Here is a 25935-nt window from a genome sequence, read left to right as displayed (position 1 = left end):
TCGTTGGAAGCCGCCTTTTATGGCATAAAATACTTTAACCACAAGGTTTTACCCGACAGGAAATAACGTAAAAAAATGAAATTAATCAGATTAACGGCAATGGCCGCCATCGCAGTGCTGGCCGCCTGCCAGAGCAATCCAAAAGGCCATGAACAGCAGGCAGGTTTACCTGACAGCACTAAAATCGTATCCCTTAGCGGCTCGGTGTCTGAGGTGATTGCCGCATTGGGAATGGAAAAAAATATTGTAGGGACAGACGTCACGAGTAATTACCCGGAAAGCCTGAAAGCAAAACCCAAAGTGGGCCATAACAAAAATATCAATGCAGAAGGGGTAATGGCCTTATCGCCCAACCTGGTAGTAGGGATTAAAAAAGAAATTACACCGGCACTGGTGGAACAGTTCAGGGCAGCAGGGGTAAAGTTGTTGCTGCTGGACCAGGAATATTCCCTTGCAGGTACAAAAACACTGATCCATGCCCTGGCAGATAGCCTGCAGCAGCCAGCCAAAGGGGATTCGATCATTAAAGTACTGGAAGCTGACATGCAGAAGGTGAAACTGGCCGAAGACCAGGTGAAACGCCCGAAGGTATTGTTTATTTATGCCCGGGGTACAGGAACCATGATGGTTGGCGGTACAGGGACACAGGTGGATCAAGCGATTACGCTGGCCGGCGGCAGAAATGCCGTGACTGCTTTTGCAGATTACAGACCGCTGACGGCGGAAGCATTGGTAGAAGCGAATCCTGATGTCATCCTGCTGTTTGACAGCGGACTGCAAAGTCTGGGTGGCGCAGAAGGGCTGGCGAAGGTGCAGGGGGTGAAAGAAACCAATGCCGGTAAGCACAAAAAGATCATCACGATGGATGGAGAGCTGCTCAGCAGTTTTGGTCCCCGTTTGGGTATTGCCATCCAGGAGCTGGCTGCGAAAATTAAATAATGGTTAAAAACACAGGACTCATCCTTACCTTTTTGTGGGTTGTCCTGCTCGGGGTGATCGTTTTATCTTGCTGCATAGGAGCAGTAAAGATGACGGTACCGGAACTGCTGTCGATACTGTCTTATAAAACAGGCTTATCCGAATCCGTTAACTTTCAGCCCCAGCAGGCGGCAGTGTTGCTGAATATACGCTTGCCAAGGGTAATGCTGGGGGTGTTGATCGGTGCAGGACTAGGGGTTTCCGGAGCGGCTATCCAGGGTTTGTTCCGAAATCCGCTGGCGGAACCCGGACTGATCGGGATTTCCTCCGGCGCGACGCTTTTTGCCGTGCTGATGATTGTGCTGGAAGTAAAGGTTTTTAAAATGCTGACAGGGGCAATCGGTTTTTATGCCTTGTCCCTGGCCGCATTTGTAGGGGCCTGCATCACCACAATGGTCGTATACAGCCTATCCATGCGGAATGGAAAGACCGTAATTACCACCTTGCTGCTGTCTGGTATCGCCATCAATGCGCTGACAGGCGCCTTCACCGGACTGATGACCTATGTGGCGACCGATGAACAACTGCGGACCATCACTTTCTGGAACCTGGGGAGTCTGGGTGGGGCAAGCTGGGCTACGGTTACCGGTATTCTGCCATTTATTCTTATTCCGGTAGCAGGTCTTCCATTTATTGCCAAATCGCTGAATGTCCTGGCATTGGGCGATGCGCAGGCCTTGCACATGGGGATAGACGTGGTGCTGCTGAAAAGGATCATCATGGTACTGGCAACGATTGCCGTTGGTGCTTCCGTTGCGGTGGCAGGGCTCATTGGTTTTATCGGACTGATTGTCCCGCATATCCTGCGGATGGGCTTCAGTGCCGATCACCGGCTGGTGATTCCCGGTTCGGCCATTATGGGCGCGGCTTTGTTATCCCTGGCAGACCTGATCGCGAGAACAATGGTGAGCCCAGCAGAGTTACCTATAGGGATATTAACCGCAATGATCGGTACACCGGTATTTTTATATATCATTATTACCGAGCGTAATAAAAATAAAGTGTAATTTTATGATTGAGGCCAAACAACTTACTTACCGGATTGGAAAAAAAGAATTGCTCAGTAACCTCAGCTTTGTTGCCCGTCCGGGTGAAATGCTCGCCATCCTCGGTGCCAATGGAGCAGGAAAGAGCACGCTGATGAAACTGCTGTGCAGGGAAATGTCGGCCAGCAGCGGACAGGTCCTGTTCAGGGGCAAAGATATCCAGGGCTGGAAAATTGCTGAACTGGCCAAACAAAGGGGAGTCCTTGCCCAGCAAAATACGCTTTCGATCTCCTTTCTGGTGCATGAGCTGGTGATGATGGGCAGGTACCCCCATTTTGACCATCAGCCGGCAGCGACCGATATAGAAATTGTGAAGCAGGTCATGGAAGAAACGGGAATCAGCCACCTTTCCGGCAGGGATTACAATACCCTTTCCGGTGGGGAGCAGCAGCGGGTACAGCTGTCGCGCGTATTGGCACAGGTGTACGACTGTAAGGATGCCTGCCTGTTCCTCGATGAACCGACCAACGGACTCGACCTGCTTTACCAGCAGCAGGTGATGGAACTGGCGCATCAGCTGGCGGCGAAAGGGTATTGCGTGGTCTGTATTTTACATGACATCAACTTCGCCTCGCGTTTTGCCGACCAGATCCTGATGCTTAAAAATGGGCGTATGGTGGCCATAGGGAGCCCCCTGGAGGTGATTAACGCCAAAAATATACAGGAAACCTTCAGCATCCATGTCAAGCTGATGCCTTGCGAAGGGTATGACTGCCCGCTGGTGATTCCGGCAATGATACAAACCTAAAAATTGAGAAGAATGGAAAAGACAATAGCACTTAAAAATCAGTGGGATGCACTGAAAATAGAACAGCCAAAATTAAGGATCAGGGATGCTGCGAAACAACTGGGCAGCTCCGAAGCAGAACTGCTCGCCACGGGCATCGGGGCAGGTGTGGTACGGCTGCGCAATGAATTCAGGGATATCCTGCTTTCGGTAGAAGAAATCGGAAGGGTGATGGCGCTGACCCGCAATGATGATTGCGTGCATGAGCGCAAAGGCGTATACAGCAATGTTACTTTTTCTGGCCCTATGGGATTGGCTGTTAACCCTGATATTGACCTCAGGCTGTTTATGATGGTCTGGTCATCTGCCTTTGCCGTCAATGAAAACGGAAGGAAGAGCCTGCAGTTTTTTGGTAAGGATGGGGAAGCGGTGCATAAAATTTACCTCGTGGAAGACAGCAGGGAAGAAGTATATGATGCCCTGGTGCTGAAATTCCAGGAAAGCGATCAGTCCGTTCCCCTAGTGATCCTTAAGGACAAAAAGATCGTCCCGGAAAAACCACTGGAAGAAATTGACCGGGAAGGTTTTCAGGAAAGCTGGCTGAACCTGAAGGATACCCATGAGTTCCATGGCATGCTGCGCAAGTTTGGCCTGAGCAGGACACAAGGCCTGGAGCTGGCCCCGGCAGGCCATGCCCAGAAGATGAGCACAGATTCTTTAAAGCATATTCTTCATCAGGCTGCCGAACAGGACCTGCATATCATGGTGTTTACCGGAAGCCCCGGATGTATACAGATCCATACCGGCAGGATTAAAAAACTGGTACAAACCGGTCCATGGTTTAATGTACTTGACCCCGACTTCAATATGCACCTGCGGGAAGACGCAATTGCCTCGGTATGGCTGGTGAAGAAACCGACAAGCGATGGAATCATTACCAGTATAGAAGTATTCGACGAAAACGGAGGCGTGATCGTACAGTTTTTTGGCCGCCGTAAACCTGGAATCCCGGAAAATGAAGACTGGAGGTTAATGGTGAACAAATTGGCGGTTATAGTTTAAAATATTTTGTGCGTAATATAAAAATATTGTGAATTATATGTTATTTTTACGGGAATGCAGGAGATCATCAGCATTTTTTTGCATTCCTGTCATTTTTCTATTCCGTACGACCCGAATTTTATTAAAGTATACTCTTTTTCTGGGGGGATTCCACTGGAAATGATATTTAATGATACAAATAGGAGAGCCCTGTGCTCAAATGATAATTAATAATGAAGCGTAAACTTTAAGTTTTTCATGTCAACAGATCTCTGGCAACAAATTCGTAATGGTGATACGGGTGCAATGAAGACATTGTACCAGGAGTATTATCAGGAGCTGTATACCTACGGTTTTAGGATGATTGCCGATAAGGATAAAGTGAAGGATTGCCTGCATGAGGTTTTCTGTGAACTATGGGGGAGAAGAGAAAGTATCCTTGAGGTCGTTTATGTACGTTCTTACCTGAAAACCTGTGTCAGAAACCGGATTTTTAAGGAGATCGCAAAAGAAAAGAACCTGGTGAGCCTGTCGGAAGAAGATACCCATGAACTGCTGGGAGAAGAGTCTTATGAGTACTTGCTGATTGAATTACAGGAGGGGGAGGAACGCAGGGGGAGAATAGGCTCCGCTTTGAAATCGCTTACCCGGATGCAGCGGCAGATGATCAGGCTGAAGTTTTATGAAGGAAAAAGTTACGAACAGATTGCAGTTCAGCTTCAACTGAAACCAAGGACCGTGTATAACCATATGTATACCGCCATTTCTACCCTTAGGGCAGCCATGAAATCGTAGTGTTTTTTTTAAAATCAATACGTATCTTGTTGGATAAACGTTAAATCAGGAGGAAAGCATCAGGATTTTCAAAGCCCCAAAATAGGGATCAATCCTGATTTTACTTCTCTTTTACTTAACAAACCCTATAATAGATGAAAACATTTTCTTTACTCTTTGCTGTCATTCAGGTGATGGTATTTCAGGCATTTTCCCAGGCACCATCCAAGGGTGTGCTGAAGGCCCCGCAGGTAAAAATAGCAGACGGAATGCTGGAGGGACGCATAGAAGCCTCCGGGGTACGTAGCTTTAAAGGCATTCCCTTTGCCCAGCCACCCCTGGCTGAACTGAGATGGAAGGATCCCCAGCCCGTTAAAAAGTGGACGGGTATCTTAAAAGCCGATCATTTTGGGCCAAATGCCATGCAAAAACCGGTGTTTGGGGATATGAATTTCCGTTCCGCAGGCATGAGTGAAGATTGTTTGTATTTAAATGTATGGACGCCGGCAAAATCAGGTAAAGAGAAACTTCCCGTACTGGTTTATTTTTATGGTGGTGGTTATGTGGCTGGTGATGGCTCTGAGGCACGTTATGACGGGGAGGCCATCTCGAAGAAAGGAATTGTAGCCCTGACGGTCAATTACCGCCTGGGGGTTTTCGGATTTATGGCCCATCCTGAACTGAGCAAAGAATCGGCACACCAGTCTTCCGGAAACTATGCACTGCTGGATCAGCATGCAGCCCTGAAATGGGTGAAGGCCAATATTGCTGCTTTTGGCGGCGATCCCGATAAAATTACCATTGCAGGGGAATCCGCCGGTTCCATTTCGGTCTCTGCACAAATGGCCTCCCCTTTGTCTAAAGGCCTGATTGCCGGGGCGATTGGGGAAAGCGGTGCGATGATCAAACCTACGCTGGCTCCGATATCCCTTGCCGAGGCTGAAAAAAATGGCACTGCCTTTACAGCAACAGCAAATGTAAAGACACTCGCTGAACTGCGTGCCATCCCTGCGGCAACGCTGCTGGACCTTGCTGCCAAACCAGGTGCTTTCCAGACCGCCGCTACAGTTGACGGTTATTTTCTCCCAAAACTCCCTGCAGAGATCTTTGCCGCAGGGGAGCAGGCCAAAGTACCTTTACTCGCAGGCTGGAATTCTGCGGAGGTGCCTTACCAGGTGGTGATGGGAATGGATGCCCTGACGCCGGAAAACTATCATCATAAAGTGAAACAGCTGTATGGCGAACAGGCGGAGGAAGCGCTGAAGCTTTATCCCGGCAATACAGCGGCACAAGTGCTGAAATCGGCAACCGATTTGTCCAGCGACCGTTTTATTGTGTACAGTACCTGGAAATGGATGGACCTGCAGCACAAAACCGGAGGTCAACCCGTATATGGTTATATTTTCGGAAAAACGAAACCGGAAATGACCGAAGAAATGAAAAATTCCGTGCCGGGACTGGCCGGTGGCTTCACGAAAGGTAAAGAAGCCAAACCGGAAAGCCAGGCGCCGGTGTCTGAAGGTGCCCCGCATGCTTTTGAGATTGAATATGCGATGGGTAACCTGGCGACGAATAAGGTATATGCCTGGAAAGCAGAGGATTTTAAGGTGTCGGAACTGATGCTGGAATATTTCGCCAACTTTGTCAAAACCGGAAATCCAAATGGTAAAGGATTACCTGCCTGGGATGCGATCAGGGAGAAAGAGGCTTCCTATATGCACATCAATGTAAGCAGCGGACAACAAAAAGAGCAGCACCGTGACCGCTACCTGTTCCTGGATAAGGAGTACAACAAATAAGTCATCAATAGCTGGGGGATTCTCCCTAATAGGAAAAAAATTGGCTGCATCATCCCTGTGATGGTCAGCCAATTTTTGTGGAAAGGTATATGTAGGTTTAAATCACTCAATAGATAGGGAGGTCGAGTTCCAGTTCGTCGAAATACCTGCTGAGGCCCCCTTCAAGGTTATAGAGGTTGCTGAAGCCATAGGCATCTTCGAGTTGCCGGATGGCCAGGGCACTTCTGTTGCCGGACCGGCAAATGATGATTGTCTTTTTATGGGTTTTTATTCTTCCGGCATTTTCAACAATCGTTCCCAGCGGAATCAGTTCCCCGCCAATATTGGCCCGGTCGTATTCTTCTTTTTCACGTACATCAATCAGCTGGAAATCGGCACCGCGGACCTGCATGGCGTATAAATCAGCCGCACTGACTTGTTTCACTGCCCTCTCCACAGCTTTTACCCCGCAGAATTGTTCATAATCTATCAGCCCAGTGATGGCCGGATTCCTCCCGGTCAGCGGATTACCAGGATTTTTCGTCAAATTGAAGATCCGGGATTCAAAGCTAAGGGCATCGAAGGTATACAACCGCTCACTGAGGATGTCGCCCACCCCGGTGACCACCTTAATGACTTCCAGGGCCTGCAGACTGCCAATGATCCCTGGAAGGACACCCAGGACACCGGCTTCTGAACAATTGGCGACTACACCAGGTTCCGGCGGTTCAGGATACAGGTCCCTGTAATTTGGTCCCCGGCTGCCATCAGGATGCAGGGCATTGAAGACCGATACCTGTCCCTCGAACTGATAGATGGAAGCATACACATTGGTCTTATGGAATAAAACGCAGGCATCATTCACCAGGTAACGGGTAGGGAAATTATCTGTGCCATCCGCGACTACATCATACTGGGTGATGATGCCCTCCGCATTTTCGGCAGTCAGTTGCAGGGGATGTACCATGATATTGAGGTAGGGATTCAGTGATTCCAGCCTTGCCTTTGCCGCCTTTGTTTTGGCCATGCCGATCTCCTCTACGCTATACAGCACCTGCCGATGCAGGTTGCTGTCTTCCACCACATCACCGTCGACAATGCCAATGGTCCCAATTCCGGCTGCGGCCAAATACAGGAGGACAGGACTTCCCAGTCCCCCGGCACCAACGACCAGCACGCGCGCATTTTTAAGCTTTTCCTGCGACATCAGCCCAAATCCGGGGATGATGATGTGCCGGTTGTAACGGTTGAGTTCTGCTTTCGAGAACAGCTTAGCGGCTTCCATGGCTGGAGGAATTGAGTGGAGGGAAAACAGTTTGATCAGGACATATGGCCCCTCCGCCGGCAATGGCAGGGACGATACTGACGACGGAATGTGCATCGACTTCCGTGAGCTGGTCGTTCAGGCTCCGGATGTCGTCCTGGTCGACAAAAATGTTGATAAAGGGACGTACGGCACCTTCGGTGTCCAGCAGGTACTTTTGCATATCGGGGTATTCCTTCATCATATTATGGATGATTTCGGCAATGACTGTCCCTGATACGGTGATCCTGGACAAATTGCCGGTAAATTTTCTTAAGGGGGTCGGGATTAAGATCGTGGCCATATCGGTTTTGTTTTTGGTTGTTTATATGTCGAGGGACTGTTCTTCAAAGTATTCCTCTTTCCCCAGCTGCCAGCATTTGGTTTCCGTGACTTTCTTGTCCCTCACAGAAAGGATGACATAGAAAAAGTTGGGCAGGGCGAACCTCATGTCAGTTCCTGAGGGTAAGGGGGACTGATTGGGATGGGAGTGGTAAACGCCCAGCAGGGAGAGGTTATTTTTCTCAGCAAAGCGCTCTGCGGCCACATAGTTTTGTGCAGGGATTAAAAAATAGCAATGTTGGTTGGAAGCCGCTGCATTTTTCACGGCAATGGCCATTTTTACGGTGGCCTGCTGCCCGGCGGTATGTCCCACAAGAAAACCACAGCATTCTAAGGGATAGGTGTTTATGGCATTCCTGTTCATCATTAACCTGGGGAGTTCTTCAAAGATTAACTTGTTATTCATAGCTTGTTGAATAGGATTTTTTCTCGGGGATGCCGATGTCTTCCAGGCTGTCCATCAGGAGCAGTACGGTTGCCCCGTAATCCGTCATGGTTGTCCCTTCAGCGGCAAGGAATTGGGGTTGCAGTCCCCATTGCAGGATATTAAGGGTATCCTTTTTATCCACATGCTGCAGGGCCGACTGTACCATGTTTTTCAGCTCCCTGCATAAGCAGTTTTTTACCTCTTCTTCTCCATGGGCATGCCTGATCTGCTCCAATGCCTCCTGCAGCACAAATGGACAGGTGGGGACAATGCGGGAAATGATGGTGTCACCTGCTTCATTGTAACCACTGTATTTGTGCTCATAGACATTGATCAGCAGGTTCATTTCCTCTGGGTTATTCCAGTCCATTTGTCCCCGGAAGAACTTCTCTCCATATCCCGGAGGATTGCCTTTAAAGATCACAGGAATATTGCTTTTGCCAATCCTGATATAATAGAGGGCCACCTCCAGACTTTCTACAGGCCATTCCAGGTGGCGTACAATCGAGAAATTGCATACACCATGTACTGCCGTAAGCAGGGAATTGATGAGGAGGCAGGCGGCTTCATCCACATTCTGGGCAGTGACATACTTTCCGGGACTATGGACAGGCAGGTAATCGGCATTCGCCAGGTCCTTCAGTTCTGTATGCATCAGGCTGTTGTCGAGAATATGCGTGAAGCGCACAAAGGAGTACAGGACCTCGCTGAAACTGGCGTAGGTATCAAAGATATATTCACAAACCTTCTTGGTGGCGGCATAGACCTCATCGGTATAATAACGGCTGGCTTTTCCGGTGGAAGAAAATACACACTGCAACACAGAATCGCATTTCTCACAGGCATTGACCACATTCAGGGTACCGAAGATGTTGATGTTCACGGTATCTTCAATATGCCGCTCAGCATATCCGGGATTACGCTGTGCTGCGGTATGGAAAACAAACTGGGGCCGGTATAGCTGGAAGAGGTCATTCAGGCCTTTTTCATCGAGAATATCAGCCTCCACATAAATGATATTTTTATGCCGGACCAGGGGTTCAGTGGGGATCGGTTGTTTGTCCAGCACAATAATCCTGCTGACGTCAAAGGCGGATAACCGGTTCAGCAGGCCCGTTCCCACGCAACCCAGTCCGCCAGTAATCAGGCAGGTACTATTTGTTAAGAGAGAGTTAATTTCTTCGAAGGGAAGATGCAGTGTTCTTTTCGTCGCCGGATGAAAGGGGTTTTCCTCCAGACGTCCTGCCTCCGCATAATTTTTTATCAGTTTTTGGGTTAAATCCTGCAAAATGGCATAGGAATCGGGCTTTTTAAAACTGGGAGAATGTTCCCATATCTTTTCATAAATCGAGGTGGCCGGAAGCGGATAGGATCGTTGCATGGAGCGTCGTTGATGTTGTGAATAATTAAATTAATTATGATAATAAATTTAAGGATACGCGCCCGGTTTTGCAGGTCATTCCCTACACATTTTATATCACAATTTCGTGAAAAAGTGTGTAGCCGTAGGCTTGTTATTTCGTTGGTTTATAGCTGGGTTAACTCTTGGTGTGGATGGCAGGACAAATGACCCGGATTTGATAGGGAATGTCATTTTTTTTAATAATGGATTAAATTTTGGGGAACGGCCCTGCAGTAGAGGCAGGCTGTAGCCCAGTCCTGGGAGAACTGGCTTGTCGCCATCGCCAGACCGCTTGTTTGGGATCTGTTTTCTCCAAACCAAAAATGATGTTAACTTTGCAGGATGAGTAAAGAAATAGCAGTTATATTTGATATGGATGGCGTGATCTGCCATACCAATCCCTATCATTCCATTGCCTTCCGTGAGTTTTTCTCCGTAAGGGACCTTGCTCCTACAGATGAGGAGTTCGCTACACATATGTTCGGTAAGAGCAACAGTTATATCATGAGCCATTTTTTGAAACGTCCTATTGCCGGGGAGGAATTGCTGCAGCTGGAGGAAGAGAAGGAAGGTCTTTTCCGAAAGATTTATGAACCTTTTGTGGAACCTATCGCAGGTATCGTGGAGTTCATTACCAGTCTGAAAGCCAATGGGGCAAAACTTGGCGTTGCCACTTCGGCACCACGGGCCAACCTGGACCTGATTTTAAGCAAGGTCGACATCCGCGGGAACTTTGGTTCAATACTGGCCAGTGAAAATGTAAAGAAACATAAACCGGATCCTGAAGTGTATCTGTCTTCTGCCGCAAACCTGGGGGTCTCCGCCGCACAATGTGTGGTTTTTGAGGATTCATTTTCCGGAATCAGCGCAGCCCTGAATGCCGGAATGCGTGTGGTGGGCGTGCTTTCTTCCCATACCAAAGAGGAATTGCCTCCATGTGATTGGTATATTGATGACTATACGGGTTTATCCATTGATACCATCAAACAGCTGTTGGCTTTGAATAGTTAGCCTTCGTTTCCTGTTTCTAATGTCAGGAAAAATTGTTTAAGGGATAATATGATCTCCGTCATATTTTAAAAAGCAAAAAATGCAAAGTTTTGCATTCAAATAGGAAACCCTTTATCATGACTCACCCTAACATAGAGCTGATGGCTCCTGTAGGTTCTTTCGAATCTTTGCAGGCCGCCATCCAGGCAGGTGCCAATTCCATATATTTTGGTATTGAACAATTAAACATGCGTGCCCGGTCGATCGCCAATTTTACCCTGGATGACCTGGCAGAGATTACCTCCATTTGCCGTACCCATGGCCTGAAAAGCTATCTTACCCTCAATACCATTTTGTACGACCATGACATTAACCTCATGAAACGTATTGTGGACACCGCGAAGGAAAACCAGGTGGATGCCATTATTGCCTCCGATTATGCCGTATTGAATTATGCCTGTAAACAGGAAGTGGAAATCCATATCTCCACACAGGCGAATGTGTCCAATATTGATACCGTAGAGTTTTTTGCCGCTTTTGCCGATGTGGTGGTGCTGGCCAGGGAGCTGAGCCTGATGCAGGTTGCAGCGATTACCCGCGATATCAAAAGAAGGAATATTACCGGGCCTTCCGGGAAACTGGTACAGGTGGAGATGTTCGCCCATGGAGCCTTGTGTATGGCCGTTTCCGGTAAGTGTTATTTAAGCCTGCATTCTGATTTCGCTTCCGCCAACAGGGGTGCATGTATCCAGAATTGCCGCCGCAGTTATATCGTGACCGACAAGGAACAGGGGGTGGAATTTGAAGTCGATAATGAGTATATCATGTCGGCCAAGGATTTGTGTACCATCGACTTTCTGGATGAAATGTTAAATGCCGGGGTGACGGTCCTGAAAATTGAAGGCCGGGGCAGGAGTGCCGATTATGTGTATACCACCATTTCCTGCTACAGGGAGGCTATCGATGCGTATCAGGCAGGAACCTATACCAGGGAGAAAGCGGTTTTATGGAAAGAACGCCTTTCTACCGTATTTAACCGTGGTTTCTGGGATGGCTATTACCTGGGACGTAAAATGGGAGAATGGAGTGAGGTGTATGGTTCCAAGGCAACGAAAAAGAAGATTTACATCGGTAAAGGGGTGAAATACTTCGAGAAAGCCGGGGTGGCAGAATTTAAAATGGAAGCACAGAGCCTGGAGGAGGGAGATGATATCCTCATTACCGGCCCCACCACAGGGGTGATACAGAGCAAAGTGACGGAGATCAGGCGGGACAATGTGGTGACACGCAGGGTAAGCAAAGGGGATTCGATTTCCATAGCGCTGTCCGGCAAAATCCGTCCGTCAGATAAGTTGTATAAAATTGTAGATGCCTGATGGTAAGGATCACCCAGCAAAGAGTAAAATGTATTGGCTGTAATGCCTGTGTAGAGGCCGATGCCTATCGCTGGCGCATGTCCCGCAAGGACGGGAAATGTACACTGGTACACGGCCTGGAAAAGAAGGATTTTTATACCGTACTGGTGGGGGATGATGAATATGAGAGCAACAGGCGTGCTGCCCTGAATTGCCCGGTGAATATCATCCGCGTGGAAAGGGTATAAACACCCGGTGATTTAAAAATCATGACCTGATTATCCCTATCCTGTCTTCAATTTTCTTAACACATTTACGGGCTTCTTCCACGGCATCGGTATGGGCCATACTTTTACTGCTGTTCAGTGTGGTTAACCTGGATATGGTGAGACAGGCGATGACCCCGGTATGTGCATCACCGATGGGCAATGAGATATCGACCACACCTTCCGCGAGCTCGCTCGACCGGATGTATGCGCCATCCTCCCTGATCTGTTGCAGGGAAAGAAGAAACTGCTCTTTTTCCTTCTTCGGAAACTTTTTATAGACCTCATTTGCGGCCAGGACTGTCGCCTGTTCCGCTTCTTCCATAAATGCCAGCAATACCTTTCCGGAAGCGGTTAAGGGCAATTCAAACAGATGCCCCTCTTCAATGGACAAGGCAATTGGGGCAGGACTTTTGACATGGGTTACCACCATCACCTGGTTCAGGTACAATACACTGAGGTGGCAGGACTCGCGGAGGATATGGGCAAGTTCTTCCAAAGGATATTTTGCGGCTTTCAACAGCTCATCTACCGGAGAATGGCGGTGCGAAAGGTAGAAAAGCTTCAGCGATAAGCGGTATTTTCCTGAAACATGGTCCCTCAGAATGTAACCGCGACTCTCAAGGCTCATCAGCATCCGGTAAATCTCATTCGGATTCCTGTCAATTCCCAAACCGATATCTGTCTGTGACTGGGGGGCTGACTGCGCAGAAAGATATTCCAGGATATCCAACCCTTTATCTAATGCCGGTGCCTGGTATTTGTTGTCCGTGTTCATGGCCTGCAATTTATGGTACAAACATAACCAATTAGACCATCATTTCAATTTTCCGGTCAGGAGGCGGATGAAAGAAAGAAAAGGGCTGTCCGGACAGCGCTGAAAATCGTCAAAATATTTACAATTGTGTAAAATATTTATATACAAATGATTCAAATATGAAAACAATATTTATATTTGAATAATAACCAAATATAGATATAGATCCTTTATTGTGTGGATGTCTGGTTTTCAGTGTTTTACTGGGGCTGTATTCCTGATTGCAGATGCGTGTTGCTGAAAAAGTAACAATTCAATTAACAGATTTGTCAACCTCAAACGCCCAAGGAGAAAATATCATTTCAACAGAAAATGAAAGCCGGGATTCTTCCGGAAAAACGACCTGAAATACGGTTCAGCATGCAAACAAACACAACCAAATCAATAAACGTATGAACACAATGAATTGCAAATACCATTGCTCTGCATGGTATGGCAGCGCTTTAACCTCGAATTTTATCGCGTTGCTCCTGATCTTTTCCGCATTCGCGGGGAAGGCACAAAATAATCCTGTAACCCTTACGGTGAGGGGTGAAGTCGCTTCTGCAACCGGCGAGACTTTACCTGGCGTGAGTGTCAAAGTCAAAGGAACCACTATCGGTGCAGTGACGGATGTGAATGGCCGGTACACGATTGCCGCGCCCTCTTCTGCCGCCACCCTCGTATTTTCTTTTGTCGGTTACCTGGTGCAGGAAGTCCCGCTAAATAACAGGACACAGCTCAATATCAAACTGCTGGAAGACCAGACCGCACTGGATGAAGTCCTGGTGGTGGGCTACGGTACGCAGAAAAAAGCCAGTCTCACCGGTGCGGTGGCTACTGTGAGTGGTGCCACACTCACGCAGCGTGCAGCGCCAAATGCGGCAAACCTGCTGCAGGGAAGAATTACCGGGGTGCAGGTGACGCAACCTTCAGGCGAGCCTGGAAGGGACAATCCCAATTTCCTGATCCGCGGCCGCTCTACCTATGGCGGCAGCACCGATCCGCTGATCCTCATTGATGGGGTAGCAGGCTCTTTTAATAACCTGTCACCAGACGATATCGAGAATGTAACCGTACTGAAAGATGCTTCCTCTGCCGCTATTTACGGTGCGAGGGCGGCAAACGGGGTGATCCTGGTGACCACGAAGAGGGGTAAGAAGGGGCAGACCGTAGTCAGCTACCGGGCGAACCTGGCAAGACACACCCCAACGGCATTGCCCGACCTGATTACCAATTCGGCAGATTACATGGAGTTATACAACGTGGCTGCACAGCGGTCGGGATTGACTTTTAGGTACCCGCTGGCCGATATCGAAAAATACAGGAATTCCAATGGGGATCCGCAGTTTCCAAGTTTTGATAACATGGATTATTATATCAATCCTGCAACCGTGATGACACATAACCTGTCCGTATCTGGCGGAACGGAGAAAAGTACGTTCAATCTCTCTGCCGGATTCCTGGACCAGGATGCGGTTTTTCAGGGCTATAAATTCAAACGCTATAATGTATTGCTGAATTATACCAATCAGCTGAGCAAGAATGTCAGTGTAGGAACGATCATGAACATGACCTATAAAGACCGTAAGGAACCTCCTTTTACCGGTGAAAATATGGCGCTACTGGTCTATGCCGCGGGACCGCTTTACGGGCCTTTTCTGCCTGACGGCTCCGGCCGTGTAGTTTCCCGTGCCTATGCCGGCGAAGGCAGGAACCGCAATCCACAGGAAGCCTATGCCATGGGGGAACAAAATACCAAGGAATATAACCTGAATGCCCAGGCCTATATCGATATCAAACCTTTTAAAGGTTTTACCTGGAGTTCCAAAGTCGCCATTAACTATACCGATGAACAGTATAAGATGTACCAGCATCCCTATGATGCCTATCTGCTGCAGGACAGGAATGCCACCACAAATGAATACAAAAGGGATACTTTCGGGCCTGATATTTTAGGGGTGACCGACCAGTTTGCCAAAACTTTAAATCCGACCCTGTACTCTACCCTGACGTATGAAACGACCATTGCCAGTAACCACCACATCAAGGCCCTCGCCGGTTATGAGCAGTTATTCAATAAATACCAGAACCTGAGGGGGCGCCGGATCAACTCGGTTGCCCCGGTACTGGAAGACCTGACCGGCTATTCACCTTCCGGAGAATCATTGTACTTCACCCACCCGCGCCTGCCTTCCCTGGCGGGCCCCTCGGAATGGGGAATGCGTTCCTTCTTTGGCCGCCTGAACTATGAGTATAAAGGTAAATACCTGCTGGAAGGAAACCTGCGCTACGATGGGACCTCGAAAGTGTCGCCCGATTTCAGGTGGGGAATGTTTCCTTCCTTCTCCCTGGGCTGGCTGCTGAGCGAGGAAGATTTCATCAAAAATAAACTGAGCTGGCTGAGCAGCCTGAAGCTGAGGGGTTCCTATGGAACACTGGGTAACCAGGATATCGGAACCTATCTGTACCAGAATAACATCGTTATCGGCAATGTGAATTATCCTTTTGGAAATGGTGCCCTTCAGCAGGGTGGGGCCATCAACGACTTTAAAGACGTGAGCCTTCGCTGGGAATCGACACAAAGTATTGACGCCGGTTTTGACCTGAACATTAAAAACGGCTTGTTTGGGGTCACGTTCGACTGGTTCAGGCGCTCCACCTTCAATATCCTGTCGAGACCTCCGGTACCCCTGAGTCTGGGCTTAAATGCACCTACGATCAATGATGGTAAAATGCGGAGCCAGGGAATTGAGCTGGCACTGACACACCAGAACAGGATCGGGGAGCTCAGCTATGGCCTGAATTTCCTGATCTCCACCGCGAAGAATAAGGTGATTGAACTGCGTACCCCAACCAAGGGAACCACGATCAATGAAGTCGGACTTCCTTATGGTTCACACTATCTTTTCCAGTGGGATGGCGTATTCCAGGTAGAAGACATCGGCAATCCGGCAGTACCGGTACATGCACGTAACCCGAATCCGAAAGCGGGCGACCTGAAGATGAAAGATGTGAACGGAGATGGGGTAGTGAATGACAATGACCGCGTGGTGGTTGATGGTGCTTATCCGGATTTCAATTATTCCTTTGGCTTTAATGTGGGTTATAAGCGTTTTAGCCTGAATGCTTTCTTCCAGGGGGTACAGGGCGTTAAAAACCGGGTAACCAACTGGGGGATAGATCCTTTTATGCAGGGCACTGCACCGACAACAAAATGGAGAGATGCCTGGACACCGGAAAACAGGAGCAATACCTTACCGGGGATTTATGTGGCAGGTTACAGTGCGGCAGCGAATTATGCCGGATCTACCTTTTTCCTGCAGGATGCCTCTTACCTGAGACTGAAAAATATCATCCTGAGTTATGATGTACCGGTAACGGCATTATCAAAAATTGGGGTAAAGGGATTGGGTGTGTATGTCTCTGCCGATAACCTGTTTACCCTGACAGACTATGAAGGTGGGGATCCTGAGCGTTCCAGCGTGACCGGAAACCTGGCCCAGTACCCGCAGACGAAAGTCTACAATGTTGGTTTTAATGTTAAATTTTAAATTGTATCCCCATGAAAGCTAAATATATCCTTACCTGTGCAGCCTTTGCGCTGCTGACTTTCAATTCCTGCCAGAAGGAATTCCTGGATAGAAATCCGCTGAACAGCGTGTCCAATGAGATTTTCTGGAACTCTGAGGCAGATGTGCAGACGGCTCTTGCAGGGGTATACTCCCGCCTGCAGCAAAATTTCCTCGGTTATGAACGGGTGTACCTCGATGCCTTGAGTGACAATGCCTTTGCCTTCCAGAACACCAACCAGAACAGCCTGCTGGAACTGACTACAGGCAGTATCTCTCCGGGGATCGGTGGCGCGCTGAACAATATGCTGTCCTCGCCTTACCGGGCCATTACTTCCTGCAATTACTTTCTGGATAATGTCGACAAAGCACCCGTCAATGAATCACAGAAGAACCTGTATAAGGCGGAAGTCCGATTTATCAGGGCTTTTGCCTACTTCGACCTGGTACAGAGTTTCGGTGGTGTACCGATCAATAAGACCTATCCCAATACCGTAGATGAGGTGAAAATCCCGAAAAGTACCAAAGAAGAGGTGTATGCCTTTATCAGGGAAGACCTTGATTTCGCTATTGCCAATTTACCTGACGAAAAATATAATGGGCATGTGGTGAAAGGAAGCGCGCAGGGGATCAAAGCCAGAGTGCTGATCACCGAGCAGAAATGGACGGAGGCAGTTAGCCTGCTGAGGGAGATCATGACCGCCGGTAAGTTTGCGCTGTCCAATAATTATGCGGCCTTGTTTAAAACCAGCGGACAATCAAATGCCGCTGTAAATACGGAAATCATGTTCTCCACGCAATACCTTGCACCAACCAATCCACAGCGTACCAGTCCCGGTGCAGGCGGAATGGACATTGAACTGGGCTGGTTCTCCCTGATACAGCCCTATAAAGACCTGGTGGATGATTACGAAATGACGGATGGAAAAACCACAGCCACTTCTCCTTTATACAATCCGCTGCAGCCATATGCCAACCGCGATCCTCGACTGGACCTGACGGTGAAACTACCGGATGAAGTATGGCGGAATTCCTTGAATGTGGCATGGACTGGGTTTATCATTCCTTCCACGGGTTTCCTGATGGAAAAATATGTGGATCTTTCCCGCGCACCTTTTACGTCTAATACGGCTACCTCGACCGACCAGGATTATATCCATCTGCGTTATGCAGATGTGCTGCTGATGTATGCCGAGGCACAGAATGAAAGCGGAGGGCCGGATCCATCGGTGTACAAGGCGCTGAATGATGTCCGTGGCAGAACAGGCATCGGCATGCCGGTGGTGGATGAGTCAGCCTACAATACCCAGGAGAAGCTCAGAAACTATATCCGCCATGAAAGGCGTATCGAGTTTGCCCTGGAAGGACAGCGCTACAATGACCTGAAAAGATGGAACATTGCCCATCTCAAATTACCGCAGTTACAGAGTCCTGCCGGAAGTCCCCTGGTATTCGCCCTGCATAATTATTTACTGCCTTTCCCGACATCAGAACTGGATGCAAACCCAAGACTGGTGCAGAATGCGGGCTATTAAATGAAATTGATCCTGTATCTCATGTTTTTAACCTACACCTATCAATTATTTTAAACCTACACCTATCAACAGAAATATAAAGATTAGCCGATACCGCTCATGACTGAAAAAATAAGTTTAAAAGGAATTACCTGGAACCATAGCAGGGGATATACCCCGATGGTGGCCACGGCACAACGGTTTTCAGAACTCCATCCGGAGGTAGAGATCAAATGGGAAAAAAGGAGCCTGCAGGAGTTTGCAGATTTTTCTATCCAGCAGCTGGCAGAACGTTTCGATCTGCTGGTGATCGACCATCCCTGGGCGGGTTTTGCTGCAAAAACGAAGTCTATTCTTCCGCTCGATGCCTTCCTGCCGGAGGCTTACCTGGAAGACCAGCGGCTGAACAGTGTGGGACAATCCTACGAAAGTTACCACTATGGCGGTCACCAATGGGCATTGCCCATTGATGCCGCGACTCCCGTGGCTTCCAGCAGGCCAGACCTGCTCCTTGAAAAGGGGATTGACCTTCCCCGGACTTTTGAGGAGCTGCTTGCCCTGGCTGCAAAAGGCCTGGTGGCTTTCGCCGGAATACCGATAGATGTGCTGATGAACTTTTATACTTTTTGCTGCTCCCTCGGTGAAGATCCCTGCCAGCAGGAAGATCGGCTCATCTCGGAAGCTACCGGAATCCAGGCCTTACAGCTTTTCCGGGAGCTGGCGGCACATATACACCCGGAGAACTTCAACAGAAACCCGATCCAGGTATATGAAGCGATGACTTTAAGCGACGATATTGCCTATTGTCCTTTTGCCTATGGCTATTCGAATTATTCCAGAAGGGGATATGCCCGCCGGCTGCTGCATTTTCATGATATGGTTAGTCTCGATGGAAAAAATAACCTGCGGAGTACCCTGGGCGGAACAGGTTTGGCCGTCTCGGCCTCCTCAGCGCATCAGGAAATGGCGGTCCGTTATGCGGCGTACGTGGCTTCGCCGGGCTGCCAGCAGACGGTTTTCTTCGATAATGGCGGTCAACCCGGACACCTGGCTGCCTGGAAAGATTCCGGGGTGAACGGGAAATGTGAACAGTATTTCAGTCGTACCCTCCCCGCCCTGCAGCGTGCATTTTTACGCCCCCGTTACCATGGTCACCTCTATTTTCAGGACCATGCAGGTGATATCCTGCGGCAGTACCTGATGGAAGGTGGCCGGGAAAAGGAAGTGCTGGCTACCCTGAATAAATTGTATGTGGAATCCAGAAAACTGCAGTTATCATGAACAGGCCACTGGAAGGACTCCTCGTTTTAGAATTTTGCCAGTTTCTGGCGGGGCCATCTGCAGGATTAAAGCTGGCAGACCTGGGTGCCAGGGTCATTAAAATTGAACGTCCCCATAAAGGGGATGCCTGCAGGCAATTGTCGATTAAAAACCTTTTTGTAGGGGAGGACAGCCTGTTGTTCCATACCATCAACAGGAATAAGGAATCCTATGCGGCAGACCTGAAAAATCCGGATGACCTGGAAAAGGTGAAGCAGCTGATCGCGAGGGCTGATGTGATGACCCATAATTTCCGGCCCGGCGTGATGGAGAAAATAGGGCTTGATTTCGCTGCGGCGCAGCAAATTAATCCGAAACTCATCTATGGCCTGGTGACCGGTTATGGAAATGAAGGGCCCTGGGCCAATAAACCGGGACAGGACCTGCTCATCCAGTCCGTTTCCGGCCTGAACTATCTGTCGGGCAGCAGTGAAGACGGACCTGTGCCATTCGGGATTGCCGTAACGGATATCATGGGTGGCAACCACCTGGTACAGGGACTGCTTGCCGCCCTCATTAAAAGGGCGAAAACAGGAAAAGGCATGCTGGTGGAAGTCAGCCTCCTGGAATCGGTGCTTGACGTACAGTTTGAAGTCCTCACCACCTTTCTGAATGATGGGGGACAGCTCCCTGCACGCAGTGTGGTGCGGGGAAGTGCACATGCGTATTTAAGTGCACCTTATGCGATCTACCAGACGGCCGACAGCTTCCTGGCGATGGCCATGGGCAACCTGCCCCTGATCTGCAATCTGATCGGTTGTGACATCAGTGCAGATTATCTGGATGCCAGTTCTGCATTTGACAACCGTGACCAGCTGCTGCAGAGATTATCCGCTACGTTTAAAACACAGTCGAACAGTTTTTGGTTAGACCTTTTAGAACCACATGACATCTGGTGTGCTGCTGTACTGAATTATAAAGAAGCGACGGAACTGGAGGTGTTCAGGGATATGGAGATCAGGCAAAGCCTGAAACTTCCGGATGGAACCAGGCTGGACACTACCCGTCATCCTATCCGGATTGACGGGGAAAAAATAGTGACGGATAAAGCCGCCCCGAAAATAGGATCGGGCAATGAAATGATTGATAAAGAATTTATAACAGGACAATAATGAGTGTACTTGACGACTATCTGGTTATTGACTTCAGCCAGTTCCTTTCCGGTCCCTCTGCCAGCCTGAAGCTGGCCGACATGGGGGCGCGGGTGATAAAAATTGAAAAGCCAGGTACGGGTGACATCTGCCGGACGCTCTATACGTCCAATCTGGTGATGAACGGGGAATCCTCTGTTTTTCACGCGATCAACAGGAATAAGGAAAGTTTTGCGGCCGACCTGAAGCTGGAAAGTGATGCCGAACAGGTGCACCAGTTGCTGCTGAAGGCCGATGTATTGATCCACAATTTTCGTCCTGGCGTAATGGAACGGCTGGGATTTGGCTATGAAGCGGTGAAAAAATACAATCCGGGGATCATCTATGGAGAGATTTCAGGCTATGGTGCTGCAGGTTCCTGGTCGGGTAAACCGGGGCAGGATCTGTTGCTGCAATCGGTAACGGGATTGACCACCCTCAGTGGAAACGGAGATGCAGGTCCTGTAGCCATGGGACTTTCTATTGTCGATATGCTGGCCGGGACACACCTCGCGCAGGGAATCCTTGCCTGTTTATACCGTAAAGCCATCAAAGGGACCGGTGCCTTTGTGCAGGTGAGTATGCTGGAATCGGCACATGACTTCCAGTTTGAAACCCTCACGACGTTTATGAATGATGGCGGGGAACTGCCGGAGCGCTCCCTGAAAAATAATGCACATGCCTACCTCGGTGCCCCTTACGGGATTTACAAAACGGAGGACGGTTACCTTTCCCTGGCCATGGGATCTGTTCCTGTGCTGGGGAGCCTGCTGGGATGTGCAGCCCTGCTTGATTTTAAGGATCCCGCACAGGCATTCGACCAGCGTGATGAGATCAAGGACATCCTGGCGGCACACTTGCTGGGTGGAACAACAGAAAAATGGTTGTCCATCCTGGAGCCTGCCGATATCTGGTGTTCGGCTGTCCTGAACTGGAAGGAGCTGATGGCCCATGAAGGGTTTAAGGTGCTGGACATGGTGCAGGAAGTGGAGATGAATGACGGATACCGCTACCGCACCACCCGCTGTCCGATCAGGATCAACGGGGAGCGGCTGACTTCCCCTGTCGGGTCACCGAAACTGGGACAGGACAATGCACAACTGATTCAGGAATTTAGCTTATACACAAATGGGAATACATAAAACACAGGACACCTTAAGGATGGCTGTGCGTAAGTTCGGCCCTTTTGAGTCGGCCATGGAAAAATTATGGGACCGCTATTGCCGGTATTCCGGATGCCAGCTTTCAGCAGAATTTGTGGCTTTGGACCTGCATGAGCTTTATACCGGCACTTTGCTGGAAAACGGACTGGCAGAAGGGCGCTGGGACATTGCCCATATCAATACCGATTGGGTATATGGAGGCTTTGAAGCGGGGGCATTCGAAAACCTGCAGCCCTATATCCGGCAGTCGCCACCCTCCGGTTTCCCGGAAGCCTGGAGTCCCTCTCTGCTGGAATTGCAGCAGTTTGGGGAACAGGTCGCCGGCCTGCCTTTCCACAATGGGCCGGAATGCCTGATTTACCGGAAGGACCTTTTTGAAGATCCGGAAGAAAAACGGAGGTATGCGGAGCGATACGGGCAGGACTTGCGTGTGCCGGCGAATTGGGAAGAGTTCCGGCAGGTAGCCCGGTTTTTCCATCGTCCGGAACAGCAGCTGTACGGAACGGTCTTCGCCGGATTTCCAGATGGGCACAATACCGTATTCGACTTTTGCCTGCAGCTCTGGAGCAGGGGAAGGGAGCTGGTCAATGCAGCGGGGGATATTGATCTGGATTCCCCGGAGGCTGTGGAAGCCCTGGACTATTACAGGGCCCTCATGGGCGATGCGCAGGCAGTTCATCCCGGTTCTGCGACATACGACTCGGTACAGGCCGGAATGGCATTCGGTCGCGGCGAAGTCGCCATGATGATCAACTGGTTTGGTTTTGCCTCCATCTGTGAGGTCGATCCGCTGTCCTTTCTAAAGGGGAAAGTGGCGGTCTCCGGCCTGCCCGCAACCGAGGGGAACACCCCGGTTTCCCTGAACGTGTACTGGTTGTATACCATTGGCAGCGGGAGCCTGCACAAGCAGGTGGCGTACGACTTCATCCGCTTTGCGGTAAATGAGGAAAACGATAAACTGCTGACCCTGGAGGGCGGCATCGGCTGCCGGATGTCCAGCTGGAAGGATGAGGATATCAACCGTATCATTCCCTATTACCGGCAGCTGGAGCAGCTGCACGAAGGAGCGGTTTCCCTGCCACAGAAAAAGAACTGGGTACAGATCGCGGCCATCATAGACCAGCTGGTGCTGGATGCTTTACATACCTCCCTGCCTACTGAACAACTGATCAAAAGCGCAAATGCGGATATTCAACTGTTAAACCGATAAACTATGGAAATCAAGTATAAACCTGAATTACCGGAAACGGCACAGCCTGTCATCATCATCGGTGCCGGGGGAATTGTTGCTGACGCCCATCTTCCTGCCTATGCCCTTGCAGGTTTTGAGGTCTATGGAATTGTCAACCGTACCCGGGAGCGGGCAGAAAAGCTGGCTGCACAATTCCATATTCCCCATGTGTATGGTACGGTAGCGGAAGCAGTGTTATCGGCTCCGCCGAATGCGGTGTACGACCTGACGCTGATGCCGGCACAGTACCTGGAAACGCTGGAACAGCTGCCCGATGGCGCGGCGGTGCTGATCCAGAAGCCTATGGGCGATGATTTTAAGCAGGCCCGTGCCATCCTGGAATTGTGCAGGAAAAAGAAACTGGTGGCGGCGGTGAATTTCCAGCTGCGTTATGCCTCTTTCGTGACTGCGGCCAGGTGGATGATCAGCAGGGGATTCATTGGTGAATTGTATGATATGGAAGTGAAAGTGACGATCCAGACCCCATGGGAAATCTTTCCGCATGTGATGGTGCATCCGCGGCTTGAAATCCAGTACCACAGTATCCATTATGTGGACCTGGTGCGTTCCTTCCTGGGCAATCCGAAAAGCATGCTGGCCAAAACGCTGCGGCACCCGGCAAAGGACTTGTCTTCCTCCCGTTCCACCTTATTGTTTGATTATGGGGATACGCTGCATGCGGTCATCAATACTAACCATGACCACGATTTCGGGCCTGAGCACCAGGAAAGTTATATCAAATGGGAAGGGACGAAGGGGGCCATAAAAGCTAAAATGGGCTTGCTGATGGATTATCCACATGGCATACCGGATACTTTTGAATACTGTATTCCCGAAGCGGGGAAACCCCTGAAATGGGAGCGCCTGCTCCTGGAAGGATCCTGGTTCCCCGAAGCCTTTATAGGAACCATGGCTTCCCTCATGCGTTTCCGGGAAGGTTCTTCCAAAATATTGCCGACCAGCGTGGAGGATGTCATCAAAACCATGGCCACGGTGGAATCCGCTTACACCTCCAGCGATCAGGGGGGAATATCCTTAACCTACTAAAAACTTACGCAGATGTATTTTAAGTCTATATTTTTTGAAGATTACCAATTACAAGATAAACGGGTCACCCTTGGCCGTACGCTCACAGAAACTGATTTTGTGGTACATGCGGGACATACGGGCGACTTTTTCCCTCACCATATGGATGAGGAGTGGTGTAAAACCCAGCCTTTCAAAAAGCGGATTGCCCATGGAACGATGGTCTTCAGCATTGGCATCGGACTCACGGCCTCGGAAATCAATCCGGAAGCCTTTTCCAAAGGGTACGACCGTCTGCGCTTCGTTAAACCGGTACACATCGGTGATACTATCCATTCAGAAATCACGATTTCAGAAAAACTGGAAGCTAAAAAACCGGAATACGGCACGGTAACGGAACATGTCGAGATCATCAACCAGCATGGGGAGGTGGTATTGGTCTGTGATCACCTGTTGCTGGTCAAAAGGCAAGATAAAAGCAGCTTCGTATGAGTAGTCCAAACAACAAATACCTGCTGCCCTTTATTTTAACCACAAGCCTGTTTTTCCTGTGGGGGATGGCACATAACCTGGATTCTATCCTGATCCCGCACCTGAAAAAGGCTTGCCAGCTGAATAACCGGCAGTCGACCCTGGTAGACACTTCCGTATTTTTCGCCTATTTCCTGATGGCCGTGCCGGCGGGGATGGTGCTGAGAAAATGGGGCTATAAAAACAGTATCATCACCGGATTGCTGGTCTTTGCTGCAGGCGCTTTTTTATTTATTCCTGCTGCAAATACTCGGGCTTATGAGCTGTTCCTGGTTGCCTTGTTCATTATTGGCTGTGGTTTAACCCTGCTGGAAACTGCTGCCAATCCGTATGTTACGGTATTGGGGGACAAAGCGACAGCAACGGGCAGGATTAACCTGGCGGCTTCATTTAATGGTTTGGCGGCCATGATTGCCCCGATCATTGGCACCCGTTTTATCCTTTCCGGCAAGGAGTACAGTGCAGGGGAGCTGGCAGCCATGCCGGAGGCGAACCGTTTGGCTTACCTGCTGGAAGAAGCTTCCTCGGTAAAGATGCCTTACCTCATCCTGGGAAGTATACTGCTGCTGGTCGCCCTTATTTTCAGGTTCATCCATCTCCCGGAAGTGAAACCTGAAGGACTTGAAGGACCGGGAGGAAGCGGATTTTTCACTGTACTGAAACACCGTCACCTGAAATGGGCGGTCGCTGCCCAGTTTTTCTATGTGGGTGCCCAGGTTTGCGTGACCAGTTTTTTCATCCGTATGGCCCAGCAGGGGGCGGGGGCAGATGAGAAAACGGCCGGATATTACCTCGTGATTTATGGGCTGCTGTTTATGGGCGGCCGTTTTATCGGTACTATTTTCCTCCGTTACGTGACTGCACAGCGCTTGCTGGCCGTCTATGCCCTGATGGCCATATTCCTCAGCCTGATTTGTATCCTTGGAAATGGGGCCTATGTGATTTATGCTTTAGGGGGATTGGGATTGTTTATGTCGATCATGTTCCCTACCATTTTTGCGCTGGGTATTGCGGGACTGGGGGAAGGGACCAAAGCCGCTTCTTCCTGGCTGATCATGTCGATTGTCGGCGGAGCCATATTTCCCTATGTGATGGGGGCGGTGATCGACTTCAACCATGACGATATACAGATCGGATATACGGTGCCTTTGCTGTGTTACCTGGTGATTCTGTGTTTTGCGCTGAAAGGTTATAAAGTATATAAAATTGAATAGATCATATCA

General features: G+C 49.5%; 23 protein-coding genes. 18 read left to right on the top strand and 5 right to left on the bottom strand.

The window, feature by feature from the left end:
• Positions 1-75 precede the first annotated feature (75 nt).
• The 6 genes from ACSBL2_RS17010 to ACSBL2_RS16985 all read left to right on the top strand — a co-directional run bounded on the left by ACSBL2_RS17010 (position 76) and on the right by ACSBL2_RS16985 (position 6365).
• On the top strand, positions 76-939 hold the full coding sequence (locus ACSBL2_RS17010; protein ID WP_442587746.1) for a heme/hemin ABC transporter substrate-binding protein: 864 nt from the start codon (positions 76-78) through the stop codon (positions 937-939).
• A complete protein-coding gene (locus tag ACSBL2_RS17005) occupies positions 939-1985 on the top strand; it encodes a FecCD family ABC transporter permease (RefSeq protein WP_442587745.1) in 1047 nt (348 codons plus the stop codon). Before ACSBL2_RS17010 ends, ACSBL2_RS17005 begins: the two co-directional genes overlap by 1 nt.
• A gap of 4 nt (positions 1986-1989) precedes the next feature.
• Positions 1990-2772 carry a heme ABC transporter ATP-binding protein gene (locus tag ACSBL2_RS17000; RefSeq protein ID WP_442587744.1) on the top strand — a complete coding sequence of 261 codons (783 nt, stop codon included), beginning with the start codon at positions 1990-1992 and terminating at the stop codon, positions 2770-2772.
• A 12-nt stretch (positions 2773-2784) separates the two neighbouring features.
• Positions 2785-3813 (top strand): hemin-degrading factor, encoded by a 1029-nt coding sequence (locus ACSBL2_RS16995; protein ID WP_442587743.1) that lies wholly within the window; start codon positions 2785-2787, stop codon positions 3811-3813.
• Positions 3814-4050: 237 nt separating this feature from the next.
• Positions 4051-4587 carry an RNA polymerase sigma factor gene (locus ACSBL2_RS16990; protein WP_442587742.1) on the top strand — a complete coding sequence of 179 codons (537 nt, stop codon included), beginning with the start codon at positions 4051-4053 and terminating at the stop codon, positions 4585-4587.
• 134 nt (positions 4588-4721) lie between these two features.
• Positions 4722-6365: a carboxylesterase/lipase family protein gene (locus ACSBL2_RS16985; protein ID WP_442587741.1), complete on the top strand. Its 1644-nt coding sequence runs from the start codon at positions 4722-4724 to the stop codon at positions 6363-6365.
• 106 nt (positions 6366-6471) lie between these two features.
• Here the strand turns inward: ACSBL2_RS16985 and moeB are convergent, their stop codons facing one another.
• The 4 genes from moeB to ACSBL2_RS16965 are packed head-to-tail and all read right to left on the bottom strand — an operon-like array spanning position 6472 to position 9797.
• Complete coding sequence (gene moeB, locus ACSBL2_RS16980; protein ID WP_442587740.1) at positions 6472-7629, bottom strand: molybdopterin-synthase adenylyltransferase MoeB; 1158 nt, start codon at positions 7627-7629, stop codon at positions 6472-6474.
• Positions 7616-7951 (bottom strand): MoaD/ThiS family protein, encoded by a 336-nt coding sequence (locus tag ACSBL2_RS16975; RefSeq protein ID WP_442587739.1) that lies wholly within the window; start codon positions 7949-7951, stop codon positions 7616-7618. Before ACSBL2_RS16975 ends, moeB begins: the two co-directional genes overlap by 14 nt.
• A 21-nt stretch (positions 7952-7972) precedes the next feature.
• Positions 7973-8395 (bottom strand): M67 family metallopeptidase, encoded by a 423-nt coding sequence (locus ACSBL2_RS16970; RefSeq protein ID WP_442587738.1) that lies wholly within the window; start codon positions 8393-8395, stop codon positions 7973-7975.
• Positions 8388-9797, bottom strand: a complete 1410-nt coding sequence (locus ACSBL2_RS16965) for an NAD-dependent epimerase/dehydratase family protein (protein WP_442587737.1) — start codon at positions 9795-9797, stop codon at positions 8388-8390. Before ACSBL2_RS16965 ends, ACSBL2_RS16970 begins: the two co-directional genes overlap by 8 nt.
• Positions 9798-10160: 363 nt before the next feature.
• Here ACSBL2_RS16965 and ACSBL2_RS16960 point away from each other — a divergent pair, with 363 nt between their 5' ends.
• From ACSBL2_RS16960 to ACSBL2_RS16950, 3 genes are all read left to right on the top strand, one after another.
• Entirely contained in the window at positions 10161-10829 is a 669-nt protein-coding gene (locus tag ACSBL2_RS16960; protein ID WP_442587736.1) for an HAD family hydrolase, read from the top strand.
• A gap of 116 nt (positions 10830-10945) precedes the next feature.
• Positions 10946-12184 (top strand): peptidase U32 family protein, encoded by a 1239-nt coding sequence (locus ACSBL2_RS16955; RefSeq protein WP_442587735.1) that lies wholly within the window; start codon positions 10946-10948, stop codon positions 12182-12184.
• Entirely contained in the window at positions 12184-12411 is a 228-nt protein-coding gene (locus tag ACSBL2_RS16950) for a ferredoxin (RefSeq protein WP_442587734.1), read from the top strand. The genes ACSBL2_RS16955 and ACSBL2_RS16950 overlap by 1 nt, the downstream gene beginning before the upstream one ends.
• Before the next feature lie 19 nt (positions 12412-12430).
• Here ACSBL2_RS16950 and ACSBL2_RS16945 read toward each other — a convergent pair whose 3' ends face one another.
• Entirely contained in the window at positions 12431-13207 is a 777-nt protein-coding gene (locus ACSBL2_RS16945; RefSeq protein WP_442587733.1) for an IclR family transcriptional regulator, read from the bottom strand.
• A 431-nt stretch (positions 13208-13638) separates the two neighbouring features.
• Between ACSBL2_RS16945 and ACSBL2_RS16940 the strand changes: the two genes are divergently transcribed.
• The 9 genes from ACSBL2_RS16940 (at position 13639) to fucP (ending at position 25926) form a co-directional block, all read left to right on the top strand.
• Positions 13639-16779: a SusC/RagA family TonB-linked outer membrane protein gene (locus ACSBL2_RS16940; RefSeq protein ID WP_442587732.1), complete on the top strand. Its 3141-nt coding sequence runs from the start codon at positions 13639-13641 to the stop codon at positions 16777-16779.
• Between the two features lie 11 nt (positions 16780-16790).
• Complete coding sequence (locus tag ACSBL2_RS16935) at positions 16791-18332, top strand: RagB/SusD family nutrient uptake outer membrane protein (protein ID WP_442587731.1); 1542 nt, start codon at positions 16791-16793, stop codon at positions 18330-18332.
• A gap of 99 nt (positions 18333-18431) precedes the next feature.
• Entirely contained in the window at positions 18432-19592 is a 1161-nt protein-coding gene (locus ACSBL2_RS16930) for an ABC transporter substrate-binding protein (RefSeq protein ID WP_442587730.1), read from the top strand.
• A complete protein-coding gene (locus ACSBL2_RS16925; RefSeq protein ID WP_442587729.1) occupies positions 19589-20743 on the top strand; it encodes a CaiB/BaiF CoA transferase family protein in 1155 nt (384 codons plus the stop codon). Before ACSBL2_RS16930 ends, ACSBL2_RS16925 begins: the two co-directional genes overlap by 4 nt.
• The gene (locus ACSBL2_RS16920) at positions 20743-21903 is read left to right on the top strand and encodes a CaiB/BaiF CoA transferase family protein (RefSeq protein ID WP_442587728.1); all 1161 of its coding nucleotides are present in this window, start codon (positions 20743-20745) and stop codon (positions 21901-21903) included. Before ACSBL2_RS16925 ends, ACSBL2_RS16920 begins: the two co-directional genes overlap by 1 nt.
• The gene (locus ACSBL2_RS16915) at positions 21890-23134 is read left to right on the top strand and encodes an extracellular solute-binding protein (RefSeq protein ID WP_442587727.1); all 1245 of its coding nucleotides are present in this window, start codon (positions 21890-21892) and stop codon (positions 23132-23134) included. Before ACSBL2_RS16920 ends, ACSBL2_RS16915 begins: the two co-directional genes overlap by 14 nt.
• A gap of 3 nt (positions 23135-23137) precedes the next feature.
• Positions 23138-24202, top strand: a complete 1065-nt coding sequence (locus ACSBL2_RS16910) for a Gfo/Idh/MocA family protein (RefSeq protein WP_442587726.1) — start codon at positions 23138-23140, stop codon at positions 24200-24202.
• A 12-nt stretch (positions 24203-24214) separates the two neighbouring features.
• The gene (locus ACSBL2_RS16905) at positions 24215-24673 is read left to right on the top strand and encodes a MaoC/PaaZ C-terminal domain-containing protein (RefSeq protein WP_442587725.1); all 459 of its coding nucleotides are present in this window, start codon (positions 24215-24217) and stop codon (positions 24671-24673) included.
• Positions 24670-25926, top strand: coding sequence for an L-fucose:H+ symporter permease (fucP, locus tag ACSBL2_RS16900; protein WP_442587724.1), 1257 nt, complete (start codon positions 24670-24672; stop codon positions 25924-25926). The genes ACSBL2_RS16905 and fucP overlap by 4 nt, the downstream gene beginning before the upstream one ends.
• Positions 25927-25935 lie beyond the last annotated feature (9 nt).

The sequence above is a fragment of the Pedobacter sp. AW31-3R genome (assembly GCF_052180285.1).
Lineage (GTDB): Bacteria > Bacteroidota > Bacteroidia > Sphingobacteriales > Sphingobacteriaceae > Pedobacter.
The sequence above is the reverse complement of the archived record's forward strand: the minus strand, read 5'-3'. Positions and strand labels throughout refer to the sequence as shown.

Coding starts and splice junctions, on each gene's coding strand:
- ACSBL2_RS16985 (WP_442587741.1), top strand. CDS start 4,722: ATGAAAACATTTTCTTTACTCTTTGCTGTCATTCAGGTGATGGTATTT.
- ACSBL2_RS16905 (WP_442587725.1), top strand. CDS start 24,215: ATGTATTTTAAGTCTATATTTTTTGAAGATTACCAATTACAAGATAAA.
- ACSBL2_RS16995 (WP_442587743.1), top strand. CDS start 2,785: ATGGAAAAGACAATAGCACTTAAAAATCAGTGGGATGCACTGAAAATA.
- ACSBL2_RS16930 (WP_442587730.1), top strand. CDS start 18,432: ATGACTGAAAAAATAAGTTTAAAAGGAATTACCTGGAACCATAGCAGG.
- ACSBL2_RS17005 (WP_442587745.1), top strand. CDS start 939: ATGGTTAAAAACACAGGACTCATCCTTACCTTTTTGTGGGTTGTCCTG.
- ACSBL2_RS17000 (WP_442587744.1), top strand. CDS start 1,990: ATGATTGAGGCCAAACAACTTACTTACCGGATTGGAAAAAAAGAATTG.
- ACSBL2_RS16960 (WP_442587736.1), top strand. CDS start 10,161: ATGAGTAAAGAAATAGCAGTTATATTTGATATGGATGGCGTGATCTGC.
- ACSBL2_RS16910 (WP_442587726.1), top strand. CDS start 23,138: ATGGAAATCAAGTATAAACCTGAATTACCGGAAACGGCACAGCCTGTC.
- ACSBL2_RS16925 (WP_442587729.1), top strand. CDS start 19,589: ATGAACAGGCCACTGGAAGGACTCCTCGTTTTAGAATTTTGCCAGTTT.
- ACSBL2_RS16975 (WP_442587739.1), bottom strand. CDS start 7,951: ATGGCCACGATCTTAATCCCGACCCCCTTAAGAAAATTTACCGGCAAT.
- ACSBL2_RS16990 (WP_442587742.1), top strand. CDS start 4,051: ATGTCAACAGATCTCTGGCAACAAATTCGTAATGGTGATACGGGTGCA.
- ACSBL2_RS16955 (WP_442587735.1), top strand. CDS start 10,946: ATGACTCACCCTAACATAGAGCTGATGGCTCCTGTAGGTTCTTTCGAA.
- ACSBL2_RS16935 (WP_442587731.1), top strand. CDS start 16,791: ATGAAAGCTAAATATATCCTTACCTGTGCAGCCTTTGCGCTGCTGACT.
- ACSBL2_RS16915 (WP_442587727.1), top strand. CDS start 21,890: ATGGGAATACATAAAACACAGGACACCTTAAGGATGGCTGTGCGTAAG.
- ACSBL2_RS16970 (WP_442587738.1), bottom strand. CDS start 8,395: ATGAATAACAAGTTAATCTTTGAAGAACTCCCCAGGTTAATGATGAAC.
- fucP (WP_442587724.1), top strand. CDS start 24,670: ATGAGTAGTCCAAACAACAAATACCTGCTGCCCTTTATTTTAACCACA.
- moeB (WP_442587740.1), bottom strand. CDS start 7,629: ATGGAAGCCGCTAAGCTGTTCTCGAAAGCAGAACTCAACCGTTACAAC.
- ACSBL2_RS16940 (WP_442587732.1), top strand. CDS start 13,639: ATGAACACAATGAATTGCAAATACCATTGCTCTGCATGGTATGGCAGC.
- ACSBL2_RS16920 (WP_442587728.1), top strand. CDS start 20,743: ATGAGTGTACTTGACGACTATCTGGTTATTGACTTCAGCCAGTTCCTT.
- ACSBL2_RS17010 (WP_442587746.1), top strand. CDS start 76: ATGAAATTAATCAGATTAACGGCAATGGCCGCCATCGCAGTGCTGGCC.
- ACSBL2_RS16950 (WP_442587734.1), top strand. CDS start 12,184: ATGGTAAGGATCACCCAGCAAAGAGTAAAATGTATTGGCTGTAATGCC.
- ACSBL2_RS16945 (WP_442587733.1), bottom strand. CDS start 13,207: ATGAACACGGACAACAAATACCAGGCACCGGCATTAGATAAAGGGTTG.
- ACSBL2_RS16965 (WP_442587737.1), bottom strand. CDS start 9,797: ATGCAACGATCCTATCCGCTTCCGGCCACCTCGATTTATGAAAAGATA.